This is a genomic window from Streptomyces spirodelae, from assembly GCF_017676385.1.
GTDB lineage: Bacteria > Actinomycetota > Actinomycetes > Streptomycetales > Streptomycetaceae > Streptomyces > Streptomyces spirodelae.
On record NZ_JAFFZN010000014.1, the window covers coordinates 1 to 17,255 of the forward strand.

14 protein-coding genes are annotated in these 17,255 nt (G+C 69.2%); 2 read left to right on the forward strand and 12 right to left on the reverse strand.

Going from position 1 to position 17,255, the window contains the following annotated elements; genetic code table 11:
- Positions 1–30: 30 nt before the first annotated feature.
- The 10 genes from JW592_RS16365 to JW592_RS16410 form a co-directional block, all read right to left on the reverse strand.
- Complete coding sequence (locus JW592_RS16365; protein ID WP_209265834.1) at positions 31–945, reverse strand: CDP-alcohol phosphatidyltransferase family protein; 915 nt, start codon at positions 943–945, stop codon at positions 31–33.
- The gene (locus JW592_RS16370; RefSeq protein WP_229376206.1) at positions 932–1,630 is read right to left on the reverse strand and encodes a phosphatidylserine decarboxylase; all 699 of its coding nucleotides are present in this window, start codon (positions 1,628–1,630) and stop codon (positions 932–934) included. Before JW592_RS16370 ends, JW592_RS16365 begins: the two co-directional genes overlap by 14 nt.
- Positions 1,631–1,800: 170 nt before the next feature.
- Positions 1,801–3,015 carry an acyl-CoA dehydrogenase family protein gene (locus JW592_RS16375; RefSeq protein WP_209265835.1) on the reverse strand — a complete coding sequence of 405 codons (1,215 nt, stop codon included), beginning with the start codon at positions 3,013–3,015 and terminating at the stop codon, positions 1,801–1,803.
- A 1-nt stretch (position 3,016) separates the two neighbouring features.
- On the reverse strand, positions 3,017–3,541 hold the full coding sequence (locus tag JW592_RS16380; RefSeq protein WP_209265836.1) for a MaoC family dehydratase: 525 nt from the start codon (positions 3,539–3,541) through the stop codon (positions 3,017–3,019).
- A gap of 3 nt (positions 3,542–3,544) precedes the next feature.
- Positions 3,545–4,516 carry an HpcH/HpaI aldolase/citrate lyase family protein gene (locus JW592_RS16385; RefSeq protein ID WP_209265837.1) on the reverse strand — a complete coding sequence of 324 codons (972 nt, stop codon included), beginning with the start codon at positions 4,514–4,516 and terminating at the stop codon, positions 3,545–3,547.
- Positions 4,513–6,594, reverse strand: coding sequence for an ethylmalonyl-CoA mutase (locus JW592_RS16390; RefSeq protein WP_209265838.1), 2,082 nt, complete (start codon positions 6,592–6,594; stop codon positions 4,513–4,515). Before JW592_RS16390 ends, JW592_RS16385 begins: the two co-directional genes overlap by 4 nt.
- Positions 6,594–7,931, reverse strand: a complete 1,338-nt coding sequence (ccrA, locus tag JW592_RS16395; protein WP_209265839.1) for a crotonyl-CoA carboxylase/reductase — start codon at positions 7,929–7,931, stop codon at positions 6,594–6,596. The genes JW592_RS16390 and ccrA overlap by 1 nt, the downstream gene beginning before the upstream one ends.
- Before the next feature lie 432 nt (positions 7,932–8,363).
- Positions 8,364–9,851 (reverse strand): amino acid permease, encoded by a 1,488-nt coding sequence (locus JW592_RS16400; RefSeq protein WP_209265840.1) that lies wholly within the window; start codon positions 9,849–9,851, stop codon positions 8,364–8,366.
- 183 nt (positions 9,852–10,034) lie between these two features.
- Positions 10,035–10,826 carry a TetR family transcriptional regulator gene (locus JW592_RS16405; protein ID WP_209265841.1) on the reverse strand — a complete coding sequence of 264 codons (792 nt, stop codon included), beginning with the start codon at positions 10,824–10,826 and terminating at the stop codon, positions 10,035–10,037.
- Positions 10,827–10,927: 101 nt separating this feature from the next.
- Positions 10,928–12,712 carry a 3-hydroxyacyl-CoA dehydrogenase family protein gene (locus JW592_RS16410; RefSeq protein ID WP_209265842.1) on the reverse strand — a complete coding sequence of 595 codons (1,785 nt, stop codon included), beginning with the start codon at positions 12,710–12,712 and terminating at the stop codon, positions 10,928–10,930.
- A 361-nt stretch (positions 12,713–13,073) separates the two neighbouring features.
- Between JW592_RS16410 and JW592_RS16415 the strand changes: the two genes are divergently transcribed.
- Together JW592_RS16415 and JW592_RS16420 are read left to right on the forward strand one after the other, a co-directional pair.
- Complete coding sequence (locus tag JW592_RS16415) at positions 13,074–13,724, forward strand: HEAT repeat domain-containing protein (RefSeq protein ID WP_307805432.1); 651 nt, start codon at positions 13,074–13,076, stop codon at positions 13,722–13,724.
- 17 nt (positions 13,725–13,741) lie between these two features.
- Complete coding sequence (locus JW592_RS16420) at positions 13,742–14,284, forward strand: pyridoxamine 5'-phosphate oxidase family protein (RefSeq protein WP_209265843.1); 543 nt, start codon at positions 13,742–13,744, stop codon at positions 14,282–14,284.
- 3 nt (positions 14,285–14,287) lie between these two features.
- Here JW592_RS16420 and hpnR read toward each other — a convergent pair whose 3' ends face one another.
- Positions 14,288–15,814, reverse strand: coding sequence for a hopanoid C-3 methylase HpnR (gene hpnR, locus JW592_RS16425; protein WP_209265976.1), 1,527 nt, complete (start codon positions 15,812–15,814; stop codon positions 14,288–14,290).
- Positions 15,815–16,080: 266 nt separating this feature from the next.
- Positions 16,081–17,211, reverse strand: a complete 1,131-nt coding sequence (locus JW592_RS16430) for an Rv2578c family radical SAM protein (RefSeq protein ID WP_229376208.1) — start codon at positions 17,209–17,211, stop codon at positions 16,081–16,083.
- Between the last annotated feature and the right edge of the window lie 44 nt (positions 17,212–17,255).

The following is a 17,255-nucleotide window of genomic DNA, read 5'->3' on the forward strand; positions in this document are numbered from 1 at the left end:
ACGGTGGCGGGCCCCTCAATGGTGGCGGTCTCAGCTTTGGGCGGCGGCCCTCGCTTCGCGTCGGTTGTCCCGAAACGCGTTCACCCTCCGCGCAGTGGCGAACAGCGGAATCACCGCCCCGAGAACAACCTGCAACGCACACCCGGTCTGCAGCAGCAGCTCGCCTCCAGGGGCGTCGAACGCCCAAGAGGCCAGCATCCCCATGCTGAGCACGATCCAGCACAGCATGGCCACCGCCAGCCGCCCCCGCGGCTTCGGGTACTCCACGCGGCTGACCATCAGCCACGCGACCCCGAGAATGCCCAGCGCGGTCGGCACGAAGGGGAGTCCCAGCAGCACGATGGAGATGACGGTCAGGGCGCCAAAAGGACCTGGCATGCCCTGGAACATCCCGTTCCGCATGGGCACACAGGAGAACCGCGCAAGCCGCAGCACCACCGCCAGCAGCACCACAACCGCGGCGACCACGGAGATCCGCTGGTGTGCGTCGTCGGCGACCATTCCCCAGACCGCGACGAAATAGGCGGGCGCCAGCCCGAAGCTGATCAGGTCGGAGAGATTGTCCAGCTCGGCCCCCATGGCCGAGCTGCGCAGCTTCCGAGCGACCAGTCCGTCGAAGAGGTCGAAGACCGCGGCCATCAGCATCAGCACCACGGCGGTGGCGGCGCTGTGCCGGGCCATGCCGCCGTCCTCGCTGCCGGTCAGATGCGGGATGAGGACGCCGGTGGTGGTGAAGTACACCGCCATGAAGCCGCAGGTCGCGTTGCCGAGCGTCAGAGTGTCCGCGATCGACAGCCGGGTCGACAGCGGCATCTCGTCGTCGGTGTCGTCGGCGTACTCGTCGAACTCGTTGTAGTCCCCGTCCGCGTACTCCGCGTAGTCGGCCTGGCGGTCCTTGGCTGGGGCCCAGGCCGCGGCCTTCGCATCGGGATCAATCACGGTCAAGGCGAGTCACCCCCGCTGTCGTGGTCTGACCGACCTCCACGGCCGTCTCGACACCCTCGGGGAGGTAGACGTCCACCCGGGAGCCGAACCTGATCAGCCCGAGGCGCTCACCCTGTTCGACCTTGGCACCACTGGGCACATACGGCACGATCCGCCGGGCCACGGCACCGGCGATCTGGACCATCTCGATATCGCCCAGCTCGGTGTCGAAGTGCCAGACGACGCGCTCGTTGTTCTCGCTCTCCTTGTTGAACGCGGGAACGTAGCCGCCGGGGATGTGCTCGACGGACGTCACCGTGCCCGCCATCGGGGCGCGGTTGACGTGGACGTTCAGCGGGCTCATGAAGATGGCGACGCGGGTGCGGCCGTCCTGCCACGGCATGATGCTCTGCACCACGCCGTCAGCCGGGGAGATCACCCGGCCCTGGCCGATTTCCCGCTCCGGGTCCCGGAAGAACCACAGCATCCCGGCGGCGAGCGCGGTCGCGGGTACGGCGACCAGCGCGGCGCGCTTCGACTTGCGGGCGCGGGCCAGGCTGAGCGCTGCCGTCGCGACGGTCGGTGCGAGCCACGGCGAGGCTCCGCGTGCGAGGCGCACGCGAGGGGCGCGGGGTGCGCCGGAGCCGGGGCCGTCAGCGCCGGACGAGGGAGAGCCGCTGGGTGCTGTGGATGGACTGTGGGGCATGAATGACCTTCGTAGCGGAGGGAGCCGCGTAGGTGACAGGGGGACGGCGGCTTTCCCGGGATGCTATCGGTTTCTGACGGCAACTGGGCAAGCCAGCGGGCCAGTCAGTGGCCGAAGTCCCGGTTCGGGGTGTGATCTGGAATCCCATGAAAACACCCCGAAAGGGACATTCAGCCCTGGCTGCGGTACTCCTCGAGGAGCCGCCGGCCCACGATCATTTTCTGGATCTCTGCGGTTCCTTCGCCGATCAGCAGCATCGGCGCCTCCCGGTAGAGCCGCTCGATCTCGTACTCCTTGCTGAAACCGTACCCGCCGTGGATGCGGAAGGAGTCCTCCACGACCTCCTTGCAGTACTCGGAAGCGAGATATTTGGCCATTCCCGCCTCCAGGTCGTTGCGCTGGCCGGAGTCTTTCTTGCGGGCCGCGCCCACCATCAGGGCGTGCGCTGCCTCGACCTTCGTGGCCATTTCGGCCAGCTTGAACTGAATGGCCTGATGCCCCGAGATGGGCTTGCCAAACGTGTGACGCTGCTGGGCGTAGTCGATTCCGAGCTCGAAAGCACGCTGTGCGACACCGCAGCCACGCGCTGCGACATTCACCCGGCCGACCTCGACCCCGTCCATCATTTGGTAAAAACCGCGGCCCGTCGCGCCGCCGAGTACGCGGTCGGCCGGAATCCGCAGATCGTCCATGATCAGTTCGGTGGTGTCGACCCCCTTGTAGCCCATTTTGTCGATCTTTCCGGGGATGGTGAGCCCCGGCCTGACCTGGCCGAAACCGGGCTCCTTCTCCACCAGGAACGTCGTCATCGACTTGTGCGGAGCCGTGCCCTCCGGGTGCCCCTCGTCCGTGCGGCACAGCACCGCCACGAGCGTGGAGGAGCCTCCATTGGTCAGCCACATCTTCTGCCCGTTGAGCAGGAAGTCGCCGGAACCGTCGGCAGCGCGCACGCCCTTGGAGGTGATGGCCGACACATCCGAGCCCAGCCCGGGCTCCGACATCGAGAACGCGCCACGGATCTCGCCCGCTGCCATCTTGGGCAGGAAGTGGTCCTTCTGCTCCCGCGTGCCGTGCTGCTTGAGCATGTACGCCACGATGAAATGCGTGTTGATGATGCCGGAGACGCTCATCCAGCCGCGGGCGATCTCCTCCACGCACAGCGCGTAGGTGAGCAGCGACTCACCCAGCCCCCCGTACTCCTCCGGGATCATCAGCCCGAAGATCCCCAGCTCCTTGAGGCCCTCGACGATCTCGGTGGGGTACTCGTCCTTGTGCTCCAGCTCCGTGGCGACCGGGAGAATCTCCTTGTCGACGAAGTTCCGCACCGTGGTGAGGATTTCCCGCTGTATCTCCGTCAGACCCTCGGTCTGTGCCAGCCGGCCCATCTCACTTACCGCCCTTCGGCGCCGGCTCGCGCAGCTCGGGCCGGCCCGGCTGTTCCCCGCCGCGCTCCTTGACGTAGGTCTCGGTCGGCACCATCACCTTGCGCCGGAAGACGCACACCAGGGTGCCGTCCTGCTTGTAGCCCTTGGTCTCGACGTGCACGATCCCGCGGTCGCTCTTCGACTTGGAGGGGACCTTGTCCAGCACCGTCGTCTCGCCGTAGACGGTGTCGCCGTGGAAGGTCGGCGCCACGTGCTTGAGCGACTCGATCTCCAGGTTGGCAATGGCCTTCCCCGAGACGTCCGGGACCGACATCCCCAGCAGCAGCGAGTAGATGTAGTTGCCCACCACCACGTTCTTGCCGAAGTCGGTCGTCGACTCGGCGTAGTTGCTGTCCATGTGCAGCGGGTGGTGGTTCATGGTCAGCAGGCAGAACAGGTGGTCGTCGTACTCGGTGACGGTCTTGCCCGGCCAGTGCTTGTACGTATCGCCGACGGTGAACTCTTCATAGGTGCGTCCGAACTGCATGGCTCAGCCCTCCGGAGGAGTGAAGGTCGAGGTCCGCTTCATCCCCGCGGCGCGGCCCTTGCCGGAGATGACCAGCGCCATCTTGCGGCTGGCCTCGTCGATCATCTCGTCGCCGAGCATCGCCGAGCCCTTCTTGCCGCCCGCCTCGGAGGTGTAGTACTCGTACGCGTCCAGGATCAGCTCGGCGTGGTCGTAGTCCTCCTGGGAGGGCGAGAAGACCTCGTTGGAGACCTCGACCTGGCCCGGGTGCAGCACCCACTTGCCGTCGAAGCCGAGCGCGGCGGCCCGCTGGGCCACCTTCCGGTAGCCCTCCACATCGCGGATCTGCAGATAGGGCCCGTCGATCGCCTGGAGGTCGTGGGTACGCGCCGCCATCAGAATCCGCATCAGGATGTAGTGGTAGGCGTCGGCCGGGTAGCCGGGCGGCTGTTCGCCGACCACCAGCGACTTCATGTTGATGGACGCCATGAAGTCGGCAGGGCCGAAGACGATGGTCTCCATCCGGGGCGAGGCGGCGGCGATCTCGTCGACGTTCACCAGGCCCTTGGCGTTCTCGATCTGCGCCTCGATGCCGATCCGGCCGACGTCGAGGCCCATCGTCTTCTCGATCTGGGTCAGCAGCATGTCCAGCGCCCGCACCTGGGCCGCGTCCTGCACCTTCGGCAGCATGACGCAGTCCAGGTTGGCCCCGGCGCCCTCCACGACGGTGACCACGTCGCGGTAGGTCCACTCGGTGGTCCAGTCGTTGACCCGCACGACGCGGGTCTTGCCACTCCAGTCGCCCTCGTTGAGGAACTTCACAATGGTGTGCCGCGCCTCCGGCTTGGCCAGCGGGGCGCAGGCGTCCTCCAGGTCGAGGAAGACCTGGTCGGCGGGGAGGCCCTGCGCCTTCTCCAGAAACCGCGGATTGCTGCCCGGCACGGCCAGGCAGGAACGGCGCGGACGGAGCGCACGCTGCCGGTTGTCGCTGTTCACGAGGTGACCTCCAGTGGTTCTCGCTGATCGCGCTCGCTGTGCTCATCGCCTGTGGCGAGCTTGTGCTGAGTCCGGATCTCGTCGACGATACGGCCGATGATCCGGGTGATCCCGAAGTCCTTCGGGGTGAAGACGGCGGCGACCCCCGCCTCGCGCAGCGCCCGTGCGTCCGCAGACGGGATGATCCCGCCCACGATCACGGGGACGTCACTCGCGCCCGCCTCCCGCATCCGCTCCAGCACGTCGGGCACCAGTTCGGCGTGCGAGCCGGAGAGGATGGACAGGCCCACACAGTGCACGTCCTCGGCGAGCGCCGCCGAGACGATCTCCTCCGGGGTGAGTCTGATGCCCTGGTAGACCACCTCGAAGCCCGCGTCCCGGGCCCGAACGGCGATCTGTTCGGCGCCGTTGCTGTGCCCGTCGAGGCCCGGCTTGCCCACCAGCAGCCGCAGCTTGCCGACGCCCAGCTCGATGGCGGTGCGCTCCACGTGCCGCCGCACCTCGGCCAGCTCCGAGCTCGCCTCGGCGCTCACCGCAACCGGGGCCGAACTCACCCCGGTCGGCGCGCGGAACTCGCCGAAGACCTCGCGCAGCGCGCCCGCCCACTCCCCGGTGGTGACCCCGGCGCGGGCGCACTCCAGCGTGGCCTCCATCAGATTGGTGTCGCCCGCCGCCGCCTCGCGCAGCGCGGCGAGGGCCTGCTCGGCGCTCGGGTGCAGCCCCGGCTCCCGGGTGCCCTCCCGCCAGAACGGCTCGTCGCGGGTTTCCCGCCAGCGCTTGACGGCCTCCACGGTCGCCGCCTCACCCGCGGGGTCGACCGTCAGGATCGCGGTGTCCAGATCCGCGGTGAGCGGGCTCGGCTCGGTCCCCTCGAAGCAGTTGACACCGACGATCTTCTCCTCGCCCGACTCGATCCGGGCGCGCCGCTCGGCGTGCGAGGCGACGAGCTGCGACTTCAGATAGCCGGACTCGACGGCCGCCATCACCCCGCCCATCTCCTCGATCCGGGCCATCTCCGCCAGCGACTCGGTCACCAGCGCGTCCACCTTGGCCTCGATGACGTGCGAGCCGGCGAAGATGTCCGCGTACTCCAGCAGGTCGCTCTCGTACGCCAGCACCTGCTGGATACGCAGCGACCACTGCTGGTCCCAGGGGCGGGGCAGACCCAGCGCCTCGTTCCAGGCGGGGAGCTGTACGGCGCGGGCCCGCGCGTCCTTGGAGAGGGTGACCGCCAGCATCTCCAGCACGATGCGCTGCACGTTGTTCTCCGGCTGCGCCTCGGTCAGCCCGAGCGAGTTGACCTGCACCCCGTAGCGGAAGCGGCGCTGCTTGGCGTCGGTGATGCCGTAGCGCTCACCGGTGACGCGGTCCCAGATGCGGGTGAAGGCCCGCATCTTGCACATCTCCTCGACGAAGCGGACCCCGGCGTTGACGAAGAACGAGATCCGCGCCACCACCCGGCCGAACTCCTCGGGCGGCACCTGTCCGCTGTCCCGTACGGCATCCAGCACCGCGATCGCCGTCGCCATCGCGTAGGAGATCTCCTGCACCGGTGTGGCCCCGGCCTCCTGCAGGTGGTAGCTGCAGATGTTGACCGGGTTCCACTTGGGCAGCTGGGCGACCGTGTAGGCGATCATGTCGGTGGTCAGCCGCAGCGAGGGCCCCGGCGGGAAGACGTGCGTCCCGCGCGAGAGGTACTCCTTGACGATGTCGTTCTGGGTGGTGCCCGACAGCTGGGATATGTCGGCGCCCTGCTCCTCAGCGACCACCTGGTAGAGCGCCAGCAGCCACATGGCGGTGGCGTTGATGGTCATGGAGGTGTTCATCTTCTCCAGCGGGATGCCGTCGAAGAGCCTGCGCATGTCACCCAGATGGGAGACGGGGACCCCGACCCGGCCCACCTCGCCGCGGGCGAGGACATGGTCGGGGTCGTAGCCGGTCTGGGTGGGCAGATCGAAGGCGACCGACAGCCCGGTCTGGCCCTTGGCGAGGTTGCGCCGGTACAGCTCGTTGGACGCCTCGGCGGTGGAGTGACCCGCGTAGGTCCGCATCAGCCAGGGGCGGTCCTTGGCAGTCATCAAACGTTCCTGAACCTGTTGATGGCGTCGAGGTGCTTCGCCCGCTTCTCCGTGTCGCGCACGCCGAGGCCCTCCTCGGGGGCCAGGCACAGCACGCCGACCTTGCCCTGGTGGACGTTGCGGTGCACGTCGTGCGCTGCCTGGCCGGTCTCCTCCAGCGGGTACGACTTCGAGAGCGTCGGGTGGATCTTGCCCTTGGCTATCAGCCGGTTGGCCTCCCACGCCTCGCGGTAGTTGGCGAAGTGCGAGCCGACGATCCGCTTCAGCGACATCCACAGGTAGCGGTTGTCGTAGCTGTGCTCGTAGCCGGAGGTGGAGGCGCAGGTGACGATGGTGCCGCCCTTGCGGGTGACGTAGACGCTCGCGCCGAACGTCTCGCGCCCCGGGTGCTCGAAGACGATGTCCACGTCCTCACCGCCGGTCAGCTCGCGGATGCGCTTGCCGAAGCGCTTCCACTCCTTGGGGTCCTGGTTGTGCTCGTCCTTCCAGAACCGGTAGCCCTCGGCCCTGCGGTCGATGATGGCCTCGGCGCCCATGCGGCGGCAGATCTCGGCCTTCTCCTCGCTGGAGACGACACAGATCGGGTTGGCCCCGCCGGCCAGCGCGAACTGCGTGGCGTAGGAGCCGAGCCCGCCGCTGGCGCCCCAGATGAGCACGTTGTCGCCCTGCTTCATCCCGGCGCCGTTCTGTGAGACCAGCTGCCGGTAGGCGGTGGAGTTGACCAGCCCGGGGGCCGCCGCCTCCTCCCAGCTGAGGTGGTCCGGCTTGGGCATCAGCTGGTTGGACTTGACCAGCGCGATCTCCGCGAGTCCGCCGAAGTTGGTCTCGAAGCCCCAGATCCGCTGCTCCGGGTCGAGCATGGTGTCGTTGTGCCCATCGGCGGACTCCAGTTCGACGGAGAGGCAGTGCGCGACCACCTCGTCGCCCGGCTTCCAGGAGTTGACGCCCACGCCGGTGCGCAGCACGACGCCCGCCAGGTCGGAGCCGATGATGTGGTACGGCAGGTCGTGCCGCTTGGTCAGCGGCGAGAGGCGGCCGTAACGCTCCAGGAAGCCGAAGGTGGACAGCGGTTCGAAGATCGAGGTCCACACGGAGTTGTAGTTGACCGAGGAGGCCATCACGGCCACCAGGGCCTCGCCCGGGCCGAGTTCGGGCAGCGGCACCTCGTCGAGGTGCAGAGACTTGCGCGGGTCCTTGTCCCGGGTCTCCAGCCCTTCGAACATGTCCACCTCGTCCTTGTGCACCGTCACGGCGCGGTAGGACTCGGGCAGCGGGAGGGCGGCGAAGTCCTCCGGCGAGGTGTCGGACGCGAGGATCGCGTCGAGGATCTGGTTCACGGTATGCCTCCGGCGGAGCGCGAAGTTACAAGATCGCTTGAGGGACGTCGGTGGTGAGGCAGTGCCGTCGGTTCGGCTCGTGCGGTGTGCGCGGGTGTGCGCGGCTCGCTTGTGACGCCAAGCGTTCCGGGGCACACGGGTTTCACCGTGGGGACAGCGCCCGGACTGAGGCCAAGTTATGACACCCAGTGCCAGAGCACAAGACACTGCGTGCCGCGGAATCTCACATGGCGCGATCCGTACTCATTTGAGCGATGATCGATCAATGACGTCCGCGCCGGCACGGGCTGGCCAAGCCTCGCGGGCAGCCATTCAGGGGCGCGGGGCCGTGTTGACATGCGGCTCCGTCGCTAGGCGCGACCCGCCACTACGCACCCGCAGCCCGCTGCGGTGAAACGGGGGCACCCCGATCCCCAGCAGCCCCGCCAAGCCTCACGGCACGTGGTGCGGCACCGGTTCCTCGCCTCTCCGCAACCGGCTACGGCGCCGCCCGTACCCCGCGTACAGCACCGCCCCCAGCGCCATCCACGCCGCGAACCGTGCCCATGTCTCACTCGGCAGATTCAGCATCAGCCACAGCGAGGCCAGCACCGAGGCGATCGGCAGCGCCGGCACCAGCGGCGTACGAAAGGCACGCGGCAGATCCGGCCGCGTCCGCCGCAGAATGATCACGCCCAGCGCGACCACCGCGAAAGCGAACAGCGTGCCGATATTGACCAGCTCGGCCAGCTCGGAGAGGCTCACGAAGCCCGCGATGACGGAGACCAGTACGCCGAGCAGGATGGTCGAGCGGTACGGCGTGCCGAATCGCGGATGCACCTGGGCGAACAGCCGCGGCAGCAGCCCGTCCCGGCTCATCGCGAAGAACACCCGGGACTGTCCCAGCAGCAGGATCATGCACACGGTCGTCAGTCCGACCGCGGCGCCGAAGCTGATCAGCCCGGCCCAGAACGGCTCGCCGACGGCCTTGAAGGCATCCGCCAGCGGAGCGTCCACGGTCAGCTCCGTGTACTTGCGCATCCCGGTGACCACGATGGAGACCGCGACGTACAGCACCGTGCAGATGATCAGGGAGCCGAGAATGCCCCGCGGCATGTCGCGCTGCGGGTTGTGGGTCTCCTCGGCGGCCGTTGCCACCACGTCGAAGCCGATGAACGCGAAGAAGACGATGGCGGCGCCGGTGAAGATGCCCATGACGCCGAACGTGGTCGGTTCGTATCCGGACAGCAGCTGGATCAGCGGTGCCGCGAACCCGGAGGTGGAGTCCACGGCGCCCTGCGCAGGCGGGACGAACGGGTCGTAGTTGTCGGCGGTGATGAAGAAGGCCCCCGCGACGATCACCAGCAGCACCACGCCCACCTTGATCGCCACGACGACCGAAGTGACCCGGGCCGACAGCTTCATGCCGACCACCAGGATGACCGTCAGCAGCAGGACAAGCGCACAGGCCAGCAGGTCGAAACCGAACCCGTTGGCGTCGCTGGTGCCCGAGAGCCAGTCCGGCAGGTTCCAGCCGATGCTGTCCAGCAGCGAACGCACGTACCCCGACCAGCCGACGGCAACCACCGCGCAGCCCAGCGCCAGCTCCAGCACCAGGTCCCAGCCGATGATCCAGGCGGGCAGCTCACCGAGCGACGCGTACGCGAAGGTGTAGGCGGAGCCGGCCACCGGGACGGTCGAGGCGAATTCCGCGTAGCACAGCGCGGCCAGCGTGCACACCACGCCCGCGGCCGCGAACGAGATGGCCACCGCCGGGCCCGCCGTCGACTTGGCGACCTGGCCGGTCAGGACGAAGATCCCGGTGCCGATGATCACACCGACGCCGAAGACCGTCAGATCGAGTGCCGAGAGCGACTTGCGCAGCCCGCCCTCGGGGTCGTCGGTGTCGAGGATCGACTCCTCCACCGACTTGGTCCGCAACCACGGCCTCGATCTCCTGGCCTTGTGCCTGGGGCCCTTCGCCCCGCCCGGCGCAACCGACACTGCCGCACCTCCACGTCGCCTTCGCGCCATGGTTTCCGCTCGCCGGGCCGCAGGCGGGTACGCGGGGCGGGACTCGGGCGCAATTCACCCGACTCCCTCGTAAGGGGGCTCTCCCGGCGCTCAGTCCTTGGACAGCGCCCGTTCGATGGTGGACATGATCTCGCCCAGCGGTGCGTCGGTACGGGCGACGGTCACCAGCACCTCGTCCCGGCGGGCCACGGAGGCCGCGGGCTGCTCGGCGCTGGGGCGGTGCGCGCCGAAGCCGGTGCCGAACGTGCGCCGCACGATGGCGAAGGCGTGGTCGAGCTGCGCCATCACATCGCCCGCGGCACCCGAGCGCAGCCAGCGCCGCAGCACATGGTTGTGCGCCGTCACCACGGCCGAGGCGGCGACCTCGGCCAGCAGCGGCTCGTCGTAGCCGCTGACACCGTCGCGGTGTGCCTCCTCGTCGAAGTGGCCCAGCAGATAGCGGGTGAACAGCCGCTCGTAGCGGGCCACCGAGGCGATCTCCCGCTCCCGGAGCGCCGGCACCTCGCGGGTGAGCTTGTACCGCTCCACGCTGCCCTTGGGGGAGGCGGCGTACATCTTCATGACTTCCTTGATGCCCCGGCACACGGTGTCCAGCGGGTGCTCGTGCGCGGGCGCTGCCTCCAGCACGGCCTGGGCGCGGACGAGGGTGTCGTCGTGGTCGGGGAAAATCGCTTCTTCCTTGGAGCGGAAGTGCCGGAAGAAGGTGCGCCGCGCGACGCCCGCGGCGGCGGCGATCTCATCCACCGTCGTCGCTTCGTAACCCTTCGTGGCGAAGAGCTCCATGGCAGCTGCGGCCAACTCGCGGCGCACCCTGAGTCGCTGGGTGGCGGCACCGTTCGCACGCTGGCTGGTCGTACGGGAGTTCTTCTCGGGCTCTGGCATGTGGTGAACGTTACACGCCGTGACGGGGTCGGGGGGCGGGCTGTGTGCCGGGCTGCCTGCCGCCGGCTCCAACAGCCCGCCCCACCCGGCGATGCCGCCGGTCACCGGCGTGCGTACTCACGGAAGCCGCGCCCCGTCTTCCTGCCCAGACAGCCCGCGGCCACCAGGTGTTCCAGCAGCGGGGCCGGTGCCAGTCCCGGGTCGCGGAACTCCTCGTGCAGCACCCGCTCGATGGCGAGCGAGACGTCCAATCCCACCACGTCCAGCAGTTCGAAGGGGCCCATCGGGTAGCCGCCGCCGAGCCTCATCGCGGCGTCGATGTCGTCCAGCGAGGCGTAGTGCTCCTGGACCATCTTCACGGCGTTGTTCAGGTACGGGAAGAGCAGCGCGTTGACGATGAAGCCCGCGCGGTCGCCGCAGTCCACCGGATGCTTGCGGATCCTCGCGCAGATCTCGCGGACGGTGGCATGCGCCTCCCGGTCGGTCAGCACCGTGGTCACCACCTCCACCAGTTTCATGGCGGGCGCCGGGTTGAAGAAGTGCATGCCGATCACGTCCTGCGGCCGGGAGGTGGCACGCGCGCAGGCGACCACCGGCAGCGAGGAGGTGGTGGTGGCCAGCACGGCCCCCTGCTTGCAGACCGCGTCCAGGCGCTGGAACAACTCCCGCTTGACGTCGAGGTCCTCGGCCACCGCCTCGACCACCAGATCCACCTCGCGCAGCGCGTCCAGCGACCCGGCGGGGCTGATCCGGGCCAGTGCGGCGTCCCGGTCCTCGGCCGTCATCCGGCCTTTGTCCACCGAGCGGTCCAGCGACCGCGCGACGCGTTCCTTGGCCGTGGCCGCCTTCTGCTCGCTCCGCGCGGCCAGCACCGTCGGGTAGCCGGCCTTCGCGAAGACCTCCGCGATACCGCCGGCCATCGTCCCCGAGCCCACGACACCCACCGCGGTCACCGGACGGCCGGTTCCGCGGGACGCGGCCGGGTCGGGGGTGAGCGCGTCGGGCACCACTTCACAGCTGCCGGGCGCCGCGTAGGTGTAGAAGCCGCGGCCCGACTTGCGGCCCGTCAGCCCCGCCTCGCTCAACTGCCGCAGGATCGGCGCGGGAGCGTGCAGCCGGTCGTGCGACTGCTCGTACATCGCCGCGAGTACGGTGCGTGCCGTGTCGATCCCGATCAGATCGAGGAGGGCCAGCGGGCCCATCGGCAGACCGCACCCCAGTTTCATGGCGGAGTCGATGTCCTCGCGAGTGGCGTAGCGGGACTCGTACATCGCGGCCGCCTGGTTCAGATATCCGAACAGCAGCCCGTCCGCGACGAACCCCGGACGGTCACCGACCGCGATCGGATCCTTGCCCAGCTCCCGGGCCAGCTCGGTGACGGCGGCCACTGCCTGCGGCGAGGTGAGCACCGAGGAGACGATCTCCACCAGCTTCATGGCGGGCGCCGGGTTGAAGAAGTGCAGCCCCAGCACGCGCTCGGGCCGGTCGGAGTCGGCGGCCAGCCGGGTCACGGACAACGCGTTGGTGCCGGTGGCCAGGATGGTGCCGGGCTTGACGACGGTGTCCAGTTCGGCGAAGACCCGGCACTTGGTGTCGTAGTCCTCTGGCACCACCTCGATGACCAGATCGGCCTCGGCCGCGGCGTCCAGACCGGTGAAGGTGCGCAGCCGCGCCAGCACGTCCCGGCGCTCGCTCTGTGTCATCCGCTCGCGCTCGACCGAGCGCGCGGTGGAGGACTCGAGTGCGGCAACGGCCTGCCGCGCGGCTGCTTCGTTCGTGTCGATGCCGATGACCTCACGCCCGGCGCGGGCGAGAATATCGGCGATGCCGGTACCCATCGTGCCGAGGCCGACGACGGCGATCGTGCGCAGGGGAGGACGGTCCATCAGGGGACTCCAGAGGGTGTGACACAGGCCCCCGGCCAGGGGGCGCGATTGATGAGGGTGAGGGTTTCGTGCACTACCGGGCGCGCGGGCGTACGCACGCGCAGGGCAGGGGAGTTACCGGTCACGCCCCGCTGCGCGGCCCTGTCCCGGGGCCCGGTCGCGAGGCGGTCCATACGGGTCCGACGCGCCTGGGCGCGTACCGGGCCCGCTGCCGAACCGACGTCACTCTCGGCGGCTGCGTCACCAAACCGCCTGAGCGGGGATACCGCTCTGATGAGCACCTTAACTCGTGGGTAACCATAAAGCCAGGGGTAGGAACACTTCCACCGCTGTGGAACTCAGCACGTGAGGGGGAGCCGGAGTGGGCGACGCGTTCCGAGCGCTGATCGACCGAGTGCGGCCCGAGGCCGAGCCCGTCGAGTACGCACGTCTGGTCACGCTGGCCAGGCAGCGCAGCACGGAGGCGCGCGACCAGCTCGCCGCCGTGCTCGTGGAGACCGAACGGCCGCTGTGGGCCCGGGAGATCGCGGCCTTCGCACTGGGCAGCGCCGGAGACAGGAGGGCCTTCGAGACCCTCATCTTCATGCTGAACTACCGCGATCCGGTCTGCTGTGCCAGCGCGGCGCAGGCCCTGGAGCGGCTGCGCGACCCCCGGACGGCCAAGGCGGCAGCGGCCCTGGCCACCAACGAACTGCGCACTGCCTACGCGCTCTACCCCGTCCGGCTCCTGACAGCCCTCCGCGCCCCGGAATCGGTACCCACCCTCATCAACGTCCTCCAGCGCCTGCTGATCGGCCCGCTGCACTACTGGCCCATCGCCGAGGCGTGCGTCGTCGGCCTCGGCGCCCTCGGCGACAAACGCGCCATCCCGGTCCTCGACGCGGCGGCCGAACACCACCGCCTCTCGCCCTCCGCGAAGGCCGCACTGGCCCGCATCCCTCATCAGCCCCGGCGCGGCGAGACCGAGGAGACCGGGCGGCGCCGGGATACCGGACAGAAGATGTCGGGTTAGCGCCGCACGCTGTCCGTATGACGACGGAGAACGTGACTGCGCCGAACACTGTCGGCTGGAGTGGGTTCCGGGAGGCGGAGCCGGGGTTCGCAAAGGTGGTCGAGCAGCGGTTCGCGAAGTACACCCACCATGTGCTGGCCACGCTGCGCAAGGACGGGTCGCCGCGGCTGACCGGTCTCGAGGCGGACTTCCGGGCGGGGCAGCTGTGGCTGGGGATGATGCCGAACTCGCTCAAGGCGCTGGACCTGCGCCGGGACAACCGGTTCGCGCTGTACGCCAATCCGGGTCCCGGCAGCGAGATGGACGGGGGAGACGTACGGGTCTCGGGCCGCGCGCTGGAGGTGACGGACCCCGCTCAGATCGAGGAGTGGGCGGCCGGCACACCGGACGGCGGGCTTCCCGAGGTCTTCCACCTCTTCCGGGTGGCCGTGGAGGAGGTGGTGCGGGTCACCATCGAGGGTGAGGAGATCGTCTTCCGCACATGGCGGCCCGGCGGACCGCTGCGCACCATCCGGCGCGGCAACGACGACGCGCCGCCGCGCGAGGACCCGCTGGACTGACGACTACTGTGCGGGTCCCGCCTGCTGCCCTGTCTGCTGCCCCGGCTGACCGGCCCGGGCGCCGGAGCGGCCGATCGTGTGGACGAACAGCTCCTTGCGGCCGGGCGCTCCGCGGCGCTCGGGCACGGGAAGCTCGTACTTGACCGGGCGCGCGTGGTCGGCGAACTGCCGGTCCGCGTTGTAGACGCGGCCGAACTTCCACAGCATGCGGGCGAAGTTCGTCTGCCCGTGTGCCAGATTACGGCCGAGCACCCGCATGGCGCCGATGGCCGTGCGCAGCCCCAGGTGCTTGCGGTTGATGACGGCCTGGGTGCGCACCAGCTCCCGGTAGAACTGCTCCAGCGGCAGCCGGGTGGGTACCACGGCGTGCTGGATGTCGAAGAGCCGGTAGTCGCGTGTGGTCAGCTGGCGGGCCTCGGTGTGCCAGACCTCCGTACCGGGGTAGGGCGTCATCACGGTCAGGTGGACGATCTCCGGCACGGCCAGGGCGAACTCGCGTACCAGGCGGAACTGTTCCTCGTCCCACCCCGGGTCGACGATGAGGTTGATCGCCACGCTGATGCCCATCCGCCGCGCTGTCTCCAGCGCCTTGAAGTTCTCGTCCGGGCTGATGCGCTTGCGGAACTGGTCGAGCCCGTCGGCGTCCAGCGCTTCCATGCCGAGGAACATGTACTTCAGTCCCAGCCGGGTCCAGCGTTCGAAGACCTCCTCGTTGCGCAGCAGCACGTCCGCACGGGTCTCCAGGTAGTACCGCTTGCGGATGTCGCGCCGTTCCAGCTCGGCCGCGATTCCGTGCCCGTGGTCGGGTTTGATGAAGGCGACGTCGTCGACGATGAAGACGTTGGGCTCACGGATGGACGCCATCTCCTCGGCTGCCGCCTCCGGAGCTGCCCGCCGGTAGCTGCGGCCGTAGAAGGTCCAGGCGGAGCAGAAGGAGCAGTCCCATGGGCAGCCGCGGGTGAACTCGATGGAGGCGCAGGGGTCGAGCTCGCCGATGAAGTAGCGGTTGCGGCGGCGCATCAGGTCCCGCGCCGGGCGCGGCCCGTCGATGCTCTCCAGCATCTTGGGCGCCGGGCCGCGCCCGTCGGCCGTCACCACACCCGGCACGGTGTGCGCGGCCCTGTCCCGTACGGCGTCCAGCAGCGGGACGATCACGGTCTCGCCCTCCCCCCTGGCGATGGCGTCCACCGCGCCCTCGGCCTGCTCCAGCACATGGTCGCCGATGAAGGAGACGCTGTGACCACCGAAGAAGACGAAGCACCCGGGGGCCGCCGCCTTGGCGCTGTGCGCGATCTCCAGGGCCTCGGGGATGTTGGCCAGGTAGTTGAGCGAGATGCCCAGCGCCTCCGGCTGGTAGGAGCGCAACTCCCTCTCCAGCAGCTTCCGGTCGAGAACCTGGAGGTCCACCACGCGCACCTGGTGGCCCGCTTCCCTGGCGGCGGCGGCCACGCGTTCGAGTCCGAGCGGCTCCAGGCGGAGGAAGATCTCGGAGTACATCAGCGCACTCGGGTGGACCAGCATCAGGCGCATACGGGCGCTCCACATCTCCAGGGCAAGGCGGTCGGCGTGCGGACGTGGCCGGGGAGCGATGGCCAGGGACATGCCCCTTCGACGCAAATTATCCGTTAACCGCTCTTACGTCCCGGGACACGCCGGTCGGCACGCGTATGCCCGAGTCACCCGGTCGCGGGCTGGTCCGGCGCTGTCAAGGCGAACGCCTCGATCAGCCGTTGCCGGGTGCGAGAGCTGCGGGCGCTGCGATGTGGGTGAGTGGCGATGGCATGCGGCGCATGCTCTCAGAGCAGGGTGAGCTGTGTGCAGTGGTTTTCCCGTGCGTCGCCGAGCTCCGCGCCGCCCGGTCCGGCGTCCCAGGGCCCGCCGCTTTCGAACCCGTCGTCGGGCTCGGTGCCGGTCGGGGCGGCCGGTGTGGCCGGTGTGGCCGGATCGATCCGCCGGGCCTGTCCGGACGTCGAAGGGCCCACGCCGTACTCGGCGGCCAGTTCGTGCACCTGCCGCGTGATGCGCCGCTGATACCACTTGGGCGCGTAGGCGCCGGCCGCGTAGAGCGCCTCGTAGTGCCGCACCAGCCGCGGATGGTGCTGGTGCAGCCAGCGGAAGTACCACTCGCGTGCGCCCGGCCGCAGATGCAGCGCCAGCGGTGTGACGGACGTGGCTCCGGCCGCGGCGATGGCCCGGACAGTGGTGCGCAGCTGCGCCGGCGAGTCCCCAAGGAAGGGGATCACCGGGGCCATCAGCACCCCGCACGGGATGCCGTGCGCCGTGAGTGTTCGTACGACATCCAGCCGCCGCTGCGGCGCGGGCGTGCCCGGCTCGACGGTGCGCCACAGCTCCTCGTCGGTGAAGCCGACGGACACCGAGACCCCGACGTCGGTGATGGCCGCGGCCGAGCGCAGCAGATCGAGGTCGCGGAGGATGAGAGTGCCCTTGGTGAGGAGGGAGAACGGGTTCGCGTAGTCGCGCAGGGCGGTCAGAATCCCCGGCATCAACCGGTACCGCCCTTCCGCTCGCTGGTAGCAGTCGACGTTCGTCCCCATGGCGATGTGCTGACCGTGCCAGCGCGGGCTGCTCAGCTCCTTGCGCAGCAGCTCGGGCGCGTTCACCTTGACCACGATCTGGGTGTCGAAGCCCGCCCCGGTGTCCAGGTCCAGATAGCTGTGCGTCCTGCGTGCGAAGCAGTACACGCACGCGTGGGAGCAGCCCCGGTAGGGGTTCACCGTCCATTCGAACGGCATCCGGGACGCGCCCGGCACCCTGTTCACCAGCGAGCGGGCGCGTACCTCGTGGAAGGTCATGCCGCGGAACTCAGGGGTGTCGAACGTCCGCGTAGTAACCGCCGACGTGGCGAAGAGGGCGGGCGCCGAGGTCCGGCTGTGTTCATCGGCGTCCCTGAGCTCGTCCCAGCGCATCCTCGGCCTCCTCGGTAGTGGTGTCGCGTCCCTCTGGCGGCACT

What these genes read in the sequence shown, in the direction of transcription:
- JW592_RS16370 (WP_229376206.1), bottom strand. Translation starts at nt 1,630, where the DNA reads ATGCCCCACAGTCCATCCACAGCACCCAGCGGCTCTCCCTCGTCCGGC.
- JW592_RS16375 (WP_209265835.1), bottom strand. Translation starts at nt 3,015, where the DNA reads ATGGGCCGGCTGGCACAGACCGAGGGTCTGACGGAGATACAGCGGGAA.
- JW592_RS16380 (WP_209265836.1), bottom strand. Translation starts at nt 3,541, where the DNA reads ATGCAGTTCGGACGCACCTATGAAGAGTTCACCGTCGGCGATACGTAC.
- JW592_RS16390 (WP_209265838.1), bottom strand. Translation starts at nt 6,594, where the DNA reads ATGACTGCCAAGGACCGCCCCTGGCTGATGCGGACCTACGCGGGTCAC.
- JW592_RS16405 (WP_209265841.1), bottom strand. Translation starts at nt 10,826, where the DNA reads ATGCCAGAGCCCGAGAAGAACTCCCGTACGACCAGCCAGCGTGCGAAC.
- JW592_RS16410 (WP_209265842.1), bottom strand. Translation starts at nt 12,712, where the DNA reads ATGGACCGTCCTCCCCTGCGCACGATCGCCGTCGTCGGCCTCGGCACG.
- JW592_RS16420 (WP_209265843.1), top strand. Translation starts at nt 13,742, where the DNA reads ATGACGACGGAGAACGTGACTGCGCCGAACACTGTCGGCTGGAGTGGG.
- hpnR (WP_209265976.1), bottom strand. Translation starts at nt 15,814, where the DNA reads ATGCGCCTGATGCTGGTCCACCCGAGTGCGCTGATGTACTCCGAGATC.
- JW592_RS16430 (WP_229376208.1), bottom strand. Translation starts at nt 17,211, where the DNA reads ATGCGCTGGGACGAGCTCAGGGACGCCGATGAACACAGCCGGACCTCG.